The following is a 6,979-nucleotide window of genomic DNA, read 5'->3' on the forward strand; positions in this document are numbered from 1 at the left end:
GGTGTCGTGTTATCCGGCCAGCGTCGGGTAGTCGATGTACCCCTCGGCACCGCCGGTGTACATCAGGCCGTCCCGGACGGGATTGAGCACGGCGCCGGTGCGCAGCCGCTCGACCAGATCGGGGTTGGCGAGGAAACCCCGCCCGAACGAGATCAGGTCGGCCCCGGCCGCGAGCAGCCGCTCCGCCGCCACCCGGCCGCCGTCCTCCGGCAGCGGCTGCCCCCAGCCGAGCACCGGGTTGGCGATCAGCACGCCCGGCCAGCTCTTGCGGATCTCCTGGAACACCGTGTCCTCGGGGTCGGCGAAGACCACGTGCAGGTAGGCCAGGCCGTCGCCCGCCAGCTCGGCGACCAGCGCGCGGTAGATCTCCGCCGTGTCGCCCTCCGCCATGCCCTGGCCTCCGAAGCCGGGCGACACCCGCAGGCCGACCCGCTCGGCGCCGATCTCGGCCGCCACCGCCCGGACCACCTCGGCCACGAAGCGGATCCGACCCGCCACCGACCCGCCGTACTCGTCGGTGCGCCGGTTGCTCCCCTGAGCGAGGAACTGGTGCAGCAGGTAGCCGTTGGCGCCGTGCACCTCGACGCCGGCGAAGCCCGCGTCGACGGCGTTGCGGGCGGCGGCCGCGAAGTCGGCGACGGTCTGCCGGATCTCCTCCGCCGTGAGTGCTCTCGGGACGACGGCCTCCCGGTGCCCGCTCGCGGTGTGGACGGTGTCGGGCAGGGCGATCGGCGAGGGCGCGACGGGGTGCAGGCCGCTGTTCTCGGGGTGGCCGATCCGGCCGCCGTGCTGGAGTTGCAGGAACATCCGGCCGCCGGCCGCACCGACCGCCTCGGTCACGGTGCGCCACCCGGCGACGTGCCGGGCGTCGTAGATGGCCGGGATGTCGGCGTAGGTCTGGCCGACCCGGTTCGGGGTGGCGGCCTCGGCGATGATCAGCCCGGCGCCGGCGCGCTGCGCGTAGTAGGTGGCCATGATCGGCTGCGGGACGCCGTCGGCGCCGGCCCGGGTGCGGGTCATCGGGGCCATCACCAGGCGGTTGGGGAGGTGCAGCGGGCCGAGGTCGGCGGGCTGGAAGAGGCTCGGGGTTTTGGTGTTCGTCGTCATGCGAAGACCGTAGAAGCTAACATCGGTGTCAGGTTCAAGCGTTGGGTTCAAGCGCTGGGTTCAAGCGCTGGGTCACGGCGACGGGGTGGACGGCATGCGGATCGGTGAACTGGCCCGGCGGACGGGCGTGAGCGAGCGCTCGCTGCGCTACTACGAGCAGCAGGGCCTGCTGGTCGCCGAACGGACGGCGGGCGGGCACCGGGACTACCCGGAGCGGGCGGTGGACCGGGTCGTCCTGATCCAGGAACTGTTCGCGGCCGGACTGCACAGCCGGAAGATCTACGAGATCCTGCCCTGCATGCGCGACTCCGACGGCGGCCCGAACGAGATCGCCACCCCGCTGCTGGTCGAGGAGCTGGCCGCCGAGCGGGACCGGATCGACCGGATGATCAGCGATCTGGCCCGCTCCCGCGAGGTGCTGGACGAGGTGATCGCGACCGCCTCCGGCCGGCCGCAGGCCGAAACCGAAGCCACAGCCACAGCCGCCTAGGCCTGTGGCTCAGGCCTTCAGCTTGCGCCAGACCGTCTCCAGGGCCGCGATGTCGCCCTCGTCGAGCCGGTCGGTGAAGACCGGCGCGAGGACGGCCCGCCGGGTGGCATCGGCCTCGGCGAAGGCGGCGCGGCCCTGCTCGGTCAGTTCGATCCGCACCGACCGGGCGTCGGCGGCGGAGGGTGAGCGGGCCACCAGGCCGCGTGCGGCCAGGGCGTCGACCACGCGGGAGACCTGGCTGCGGCTGAGCATCGTCTTCGCGCCCAGGTCGGAGGCGGCGACCGGCTCCTGCTGCCCGTTGAGCCAGAGCATCACCTCGAACCAGGACAGCGACAGCCCGTGCACGCGGGTCAGCTCGCGGTCCACCTGGGCGGCGAGGGTGGTGCCGGCCCAGACCAGGCCGTAGAAGGCGTGGTCCTGCTCGGACAGCGGGCCCAGGGTGAGGTCGGCACGGTTCATGACGTTCATCGTACCGAGGTGCGTGCGCGTGCACGGATTCCGTGCACGCGCACGACCCCGGCCGCTCGGGGCCGGAACGACTAGAACGGCCGGCGGTCCGGCTCGCACACCGTGCCGGCCGGCGGCAGCGCGCCGCTGACCAGGTACCGCTCCTCGTACCGCCAGGCGCAGGCGCTCGGGTTGCCCAGCGCGGTGTGGCCGTACCCGTCGACGGTCAGCAGGCGGCCGCGGGCGAGGGTGTCCGCCAGCGTGCGGGAGCCCTCGTACGGCCAGGCCGGGTCACCGGTGAGGCCCACGACCAGGATCGGTGCGGAGGTCGGGCGGTCCCACGGGCCGGTGTAACGGTCCCGGGCGGCCTCGGCCGGCCAGCCCGTGCAGCGCTGGGTCTGCCAGACCCAGTACGGGCCGGTGGCACCCGCGCGGTCGCGGGCCAGCGCGGCCGCCGCCGGGTGGGAGGAGGCGGGCGGGTTGGCGGTGTCGGCGCAGAGCGCCCCGAGGGTCTGCGCCTGCCGGAGGGCGCCGCCGGTCGGCAGCGGCGCCGAGGCGTCCGGGGCCGCGGTCCACAACTGCTGCAGCAGCCCGCCCAACGCCGGCCAGCCGAAGCCGGGGACACCGGGGAGGGGCGCGGCCGTGTAGAGCCTCGGCAGCAGGGTGCTCACGGCGGAGGCCTGGTCGAAGGTGACCGTCTGCGGCGCGGTGCCGAGCGTCACCGGCGTCCGGCCGAGCCGGTCGATCAGCTCGTCGAACTTGGCGCGGGTCGCCGCCGGGCCGCCGTCCGCCGCGAAGGCGCACGCGGCGGGGCCGGCGTCGCCGCACTGGTCGAGGAAGGCATCGAGGGTCCGGGTCGCGGCGAGGTCGCCGCCGGTGCGCAGGAACGGCGGTAGGGCGCGCTGCCCCGGGCCGCGCCCGGTGGACCAGGCGACCGGGTCGGGGGCGCTGTCCAGCACCAGCGCGCGGACCCGGTCCGGGAAGAGGTTGGCGTAGGTGGTGCCCAGGTAGCTGCCGTACGAGGTGCCGAGGTAGCTCAGCCGGCGGTCGCCGACGGCCGCGCGCAGCAGGTCCAGGTCGCGGGCCGTGTCGGCGGTGGACAGGTGGGCGAGCAGCCCCGTCCGGTCGGTGTCGGCACACTGGCGGCCGAAGCGCGCGTACGTCGCGGACCAGGCCGACTCCTGGGCGGCGCCGACCGGGTAGCCGGCGGGCAGCCCGGCCAGCAGTTGCTGCTCGGCCTCCGTGCCCGGGAAGCAGCCGAGGGTCGTCGATTCGCCGATGCCGCGCGGGTCGAAGCTGACGATGTCGAAGCGCTCGCGCACCTGCTCCGGGAACATCCCGTACACGGCGGGCAGCGCCTGGGTGCCGGGGACGCCCGGGCCGCCGGGGTTGAAGAACAGCGAGCCGATCCGGTGCGCCCGGTCGGTCGCGGGGTGCCGGATGACGGCCAGCTCGACCGTCCGCCCGGCCGGGTCGCGGTAGTCCGTCGGCACCGCGGCACGCGCGCACTCGAAGTCCGACGCACAGGGCTGCCAGTCCAGCCGGGGTACCGGCGCCGCGGGGGCGGCCGCCGCCGAGGCAGCCGGGGCGAGGCCGGCCAGCAGCAGCGCGGCGGCCGCGGCGGCGCCGAGCCGGAACGCGGAGGTGAGGCGGGGTCGGGGCATGGGCAGGATCTCCCGGTTCGATGGACTGACGTGCTGCCACCGAGCCTCGTGGCGGCGGCTGTCATCCCGCCCACACCCGCCGTCATGCTGCTGTCGGCGTCACCCCGGGAGCGCTCAGGAGCCTTGGGCCGGCTTGCGGGCCAGCACGTACGCCTGCGGGGTCTCCACGCCCTCCTCCGGCTCTCGGGACATCCGGGTGGTGATCCGCAGTCCGGCCGCACGGGCCAGCTCCTCGATCCGGTGCGGCTGCTGGCGGCGGAAGTCCAGCGCCACCGGGCGCCCGAAGGGCTGGTCGATCCGGAGCGGCTCGTCGCCGACCTGGAAGGCGAGCAGCAGGTGGCCGCCCGGAGCGAGCACCCGCGCGAACTCGGCGAACACCTCCGGCAGCCGCTCGGCCGGGGTGTGGATGATCGAGTACCAGGCCACCGCACCGGTCAACTCGCCGTCGCGCAACGGGAGATCGAAGAGCGATCCCTCGGTGAAGTCCAGCCCGGGGTACGTCCGGCGGGCCAGCTCGACCATCCGCGGCGAGAGGTCGATGCCGCGGATGTCGAGGCCCAGGCCGTGCAGGTGGCTCGTCACCCGGCCCGGGCCGCAGCCGAGTTCGGCGACCAGACCGTCGGCACACTCGGCGAGCACCAGTTCGGCGAAGGCGGCGAGCAGCGCCCGGGACAGCGGGTTGCCGGCCAGTTCGTCGCGGTACCGGTCGGCGTAGTCGGCGGCGATGGCGTCGTAGAACGCCCGGGTCGTGGTGAGGAAGTCCGGCTCGGTCATGGTCCGGCACCCTATCCGTCACCCCCGGGCCGTAGCTCAACACCTCCGACACCCCGCAGGAGCGCGAGCACGGCGAGTTCGGCGACCCGCTGGAGCGGATCTGGGCGGCCTGCGTGCTGCCGTACGTCGGCGTCACCGACGTCCGCCGGACGGTGTTCCGCACCGTGACCGACTCCCCCGCCGCGACCCGCGCCGACTGGCTCCGGCAGGCCCGCGCACAGGCGGCTGCGCTGATCCGACGCGAATCGTCGGACACGCCCTAAAGCTCCAGATCCGCCACCACCTGGTCGCCGCTGGTCTCGCCGGTCGGGCGGAAGCCGAGGCCGGCGTAGAAGCCGGCGGGGCCGTCGGGGCCGGGGACGTAGGTGACGGTGGCGCGGGTGCCGCCGCGGCGGCGGATCTCGGCACAGACCTGCTCGACGGCGAAGCGACCGTAACCGCCGCGCTGGTGCCCGGCGTCGACGAGCAGGCGCCAGAGGCCGGAGCGGGGGCGGTCGTCCGGCTGCTCGGGGTTGAACAGGATGTCGAAGAAGGCCATCACGAAGCCGACCGGCCGCTCCCCGTCCATGATCAGCCGGGGCCAGGCGGTGTCGCCGTACGCGTACGCCTCGGCCAGCGACTTCACCACCGGCGCGACCAGGCCCGCCTGCTCGGGGCGCACCGCGAGGGCGAGGGCGGCGTCGATGTTCTCGGGGGTGATCCGGGCCAGGCCGAGGGTGGAGGACATGGCGGGCAGCCTACGAAGCGAGGCCGCCCGCCGTCGCCCGGTTTTTCGGGGCCAGGACGGGCCAGGACAAGCCCGGACAGGCCACGCCGGGCCACGACGGGCCGCGGCCGGCTCGCCCGGGCCCGTGGTCAGGCAGCCGGTCCGGCGCTCACTCCCCGGCCGGGAAGTCGGTGCCGCGCCCGACCGCCTCCCAGACCTCGGTCTCCCGGCGCGCGCCGTCCAGATTGCCGAGGATCGCGTCGACGGCGTCGTTGCCGAGCGCCAGCCGCAGCGGCGTCCGCTCGGCGTCCAGGGCGGCCAGGATCGCCGCCGCGGCCTTCGCCGGGTCGCCGGGCTGCTTGCCGTCCGAGTCCGGCAGACCGCTGCGGACCGGCCCGACCACCGGCTCGTACGCGGCGATCGGGGTGCTCTGGGCGAGCGCCCCGCCACCCGCGAAGCCGGTCCGGAACGCGCCCGGCTCGACGATCAGCACCTTGATCCCGAACCCGGCGACCTCCTGGGCCAGCGCCTCGGACAGCCCTTCCAGCGCGAACTTGGTGGCCGAGTAGGCGCCCACGCCGGGGAAGGAGAACCGCCCGCCCATGCTGCTCATCTGGACGACGGCGCCCGAGCCCTGGGCCCGCATGTGCGGCAGCACGGCGCGGGTGAGCGCGGCCGGGCCGAAGAAGTGCAGCTCCATCAGGTCCCGCAGCTCGCGGTCGGTGTACTCCTCGACGGCGCCGATCAGGCCGCGCCCGGCGTTGTTCACCAGGACGTCGATCCGCCCGTACCGGCCCAGGGTGTCCGCGACCACGGCGGAGATCCGGGCCGGGTCGGTGACGTCCAGCCGGACCGGCACCAGCCGGCCCGGGTGGGCGGCGGCCAGCGCCTCCAAGGTCTCGGGGCGGCGGGCGGCCGCGACCACCGTGTCGCCGGCCGCCAGCGCGGCCTCCGCGATGGCCTGGCCGAAGCCGGAGTTGGCGCCGGTGACCAGCCAGACCCTGCCCGTGGCGGCCTGCTCGGGGGTGTTGCCCATGATCCGTACGCTCCCGTAATCGTCGTGTATCACACTGAAGTTGACGATCATTTATGCCACCTGGGACGCCACGCCGTCCACCGTCCGTCATCCACCGAACGGACGGCGGGCCGGTGCATGCCAGCGGCCCCCGACCGCGGCGTGCGGTCGGGGGCCGAAGCCACGTCCGGTTTCCTGCTGCCGACTTACGGCAGGTTGCGGGCCATGACGATGCGCTGGACCTGGTTGGTCCCCTCGTAGATCTGGGTGATCTTCGCGTCCCGCATCATCCGCTCCACCGGGTAGTCCCGCGTGTACCCGTACCCACCCAGCAACTGCACCGCATCCGTGGTGATCTCCATCGCCGCATCCGACGCGAAACACTTCGCCGCCGCCCCGAAGAACGTCAGATCCCCGTCCCCACGCTGCGACTTCGCCGCCGCCGCATACGTCAACTGCCGCGCCGCCTCCAGCTTCATCGCCATGTCCGCCAACATGAACTGAACACCCTGGAACTCCGCGATCGCCTTCCCGAACTGACGACGCTCCTTCACATACCCCGCCGCGTAGTCCAACGCCCCCTGCGCGATCCCGATCGCCTGCGCCGCGATCGTCACCCGCGTGTGGTCCAACGTCCGCATCGCCGTCGCGAACCCCGTCCCCTCCGCACCGATCATCCGGTCCGCCGGAATCCGCACATGGTCGAAGTACACCTCACGCGTCGGCGAACCCTTGATCCCCAACTTCTTCTCCGGCGCACCGAACGACACCCCCTC

The 6,979-nt window shown here is 74.0% G+C and carries 9 protein-coding genes; 2 read left to right on the top strand and 7 right to left on the bottom strand.

Annotated features, from left to right (window positions below):
- Positions 1-9: 9 nt before the first annotated feature.
- A complete protein-coding gene (locus ACIOJE_RS36820; RefSeq protein WP_400782543.1) occupies positions 10-1,107 on the bottom strand; it encodes an alkene reductase in 1,098 nt (365 codons plus the stop codon).
- Between the two features lie 94 nt (positions 1,108-1,201).
- On the opposite strand from ACIOJE_RS36820, the gene ACIOJE_RS36825 reads away from it, so the two are divergent.
- Positions 1,202-1,597: a MerR family transcriptional regulator gene (locus ACIOJE_RS36825; RefSeq protein WP_280686024.1), complete on the top strand. Its 396-nt coding sequence runs from the start codon at positions 1,202-1,204 to the stop codon at positions 1,595-1,597.
- Between the two features lie 9 nt (positions 1,598-1,606).
- Here ACIOJE_RS36825 and ACIOJE_RS36830 read toward each other — a convergent pair whose 3' ends face one another.
- The 3 genes from ACIOJE_RS36830 to ACIOJE_RS36840 all read right to left on the bottom strand — a co-directional run bounded on the left by ACIOJE_RS36830 (position 1,607) and on the right by ACIOJE_RS36840 (position 4,482).
- Positions 1,607-2,056: a MarR family winged helix-turn-helix transcriptional regulator gene (locus ACIOJE_RS36830; protein ID WP_400782546.1), complete on the bottom strand. Its 450-nt coding sequence runs from the start codon at positions 2,054-2,056 to the stop codon at positions 1,607-1,609.
- 80 nt (positions 2,057-2,136) lie between these two features.
- Positions 2,137-3,708, bottom strand: a complete 1,572-nt coding sequence (locus ACIOJE_RS36835; RefSeq protein ID WP_400782549.1) for an alpha/beta hydrolase — start codon at positions 3,706-3,708, stop codon at positions 2,137-2,139.
- Between the two features lie 114 nt (positions 3,709-3,822).
- Positions 3,823-4,482: a class I SAM-dependent DNA methyltransferase gene (locus ACIOJE_RS36840; protein ID WP_400782552.1), complete on the bottom strand. Its 660-nt coding sequence runs from the start codon at positions 4,480-4,482 to the stop codon at positions 3,823-3,825.
- Between the two features lie 113 nt (positions 4,483-4,595).
- On the opposite strand from ACIOJE_RS36840, the gene ACIOJE_RS36845 reads away from it, so the two are divergent.
- Positions 4,596-4,745 carry a hypothetical protein gene (locus ACIOJE_RS36845; RefSeq protein ID WP_280686020.1) on the top strand — a complete coding sequence of 50 codons (150 nt, stop codon included), beginning with the start codon at positions 4,596-4,598 and terminating at the stop codon, positions 4,743-4,745.
- On the opposite strand, the gene ACIOJE_RS36850 is transcribed toward ACIOJE_RS36845, so the two are convergent.
- From ACIOJE_RS36850 to ACIOJE_RS36860, 3 genes are all read right to left on the bottom strand, one after another.
- Positions 4,742-5,209, bottom strand: coding sequence for a GNAT family N-acetyltransferase (locus ACIOJE_RS36850; protein WP_400782555.1), 468 nt, complete (start codon positions 5,207-5,209; stop codon positions 4,742-4,744). The genes ACIOJE_RS36845 and ACIOJE_RS36850 overlap by 4 nt on opposite strands.
- Positions 5,210-5,357: 148 nt before the next feature.
- Positions 5,358-6,224, bottom strand: a complete 867-nt coding sequence (locus ACIOJE_RS36855; protein ID WP_400782557.1) for an oxidoreductase — start codon at positions 6,222-6,224, stop codon at positions 5,358-5,360.
- A 185-nt stretch (positions 6,225-6,409) separates the two neighbouring features.
- Positions 6,410-6,979: acyl-CoA dehydrogenase family protein (locus ACIOJE_RS36860; RefSeq protein ID WP_400782559.1), on the bottom strand; the 570-nt coding region annotated here is incomplete at its 5' end.

The organism is Kitasatospora sp. NPDC087861 (assembly GCF_044742585.1).
In the GTDB taxonomy this organism is placed as follows: Bacteria; Actinomycetota; Actinomycetes; order Streptomycetales; family Streptomycetaceae; genus Kitasatospora.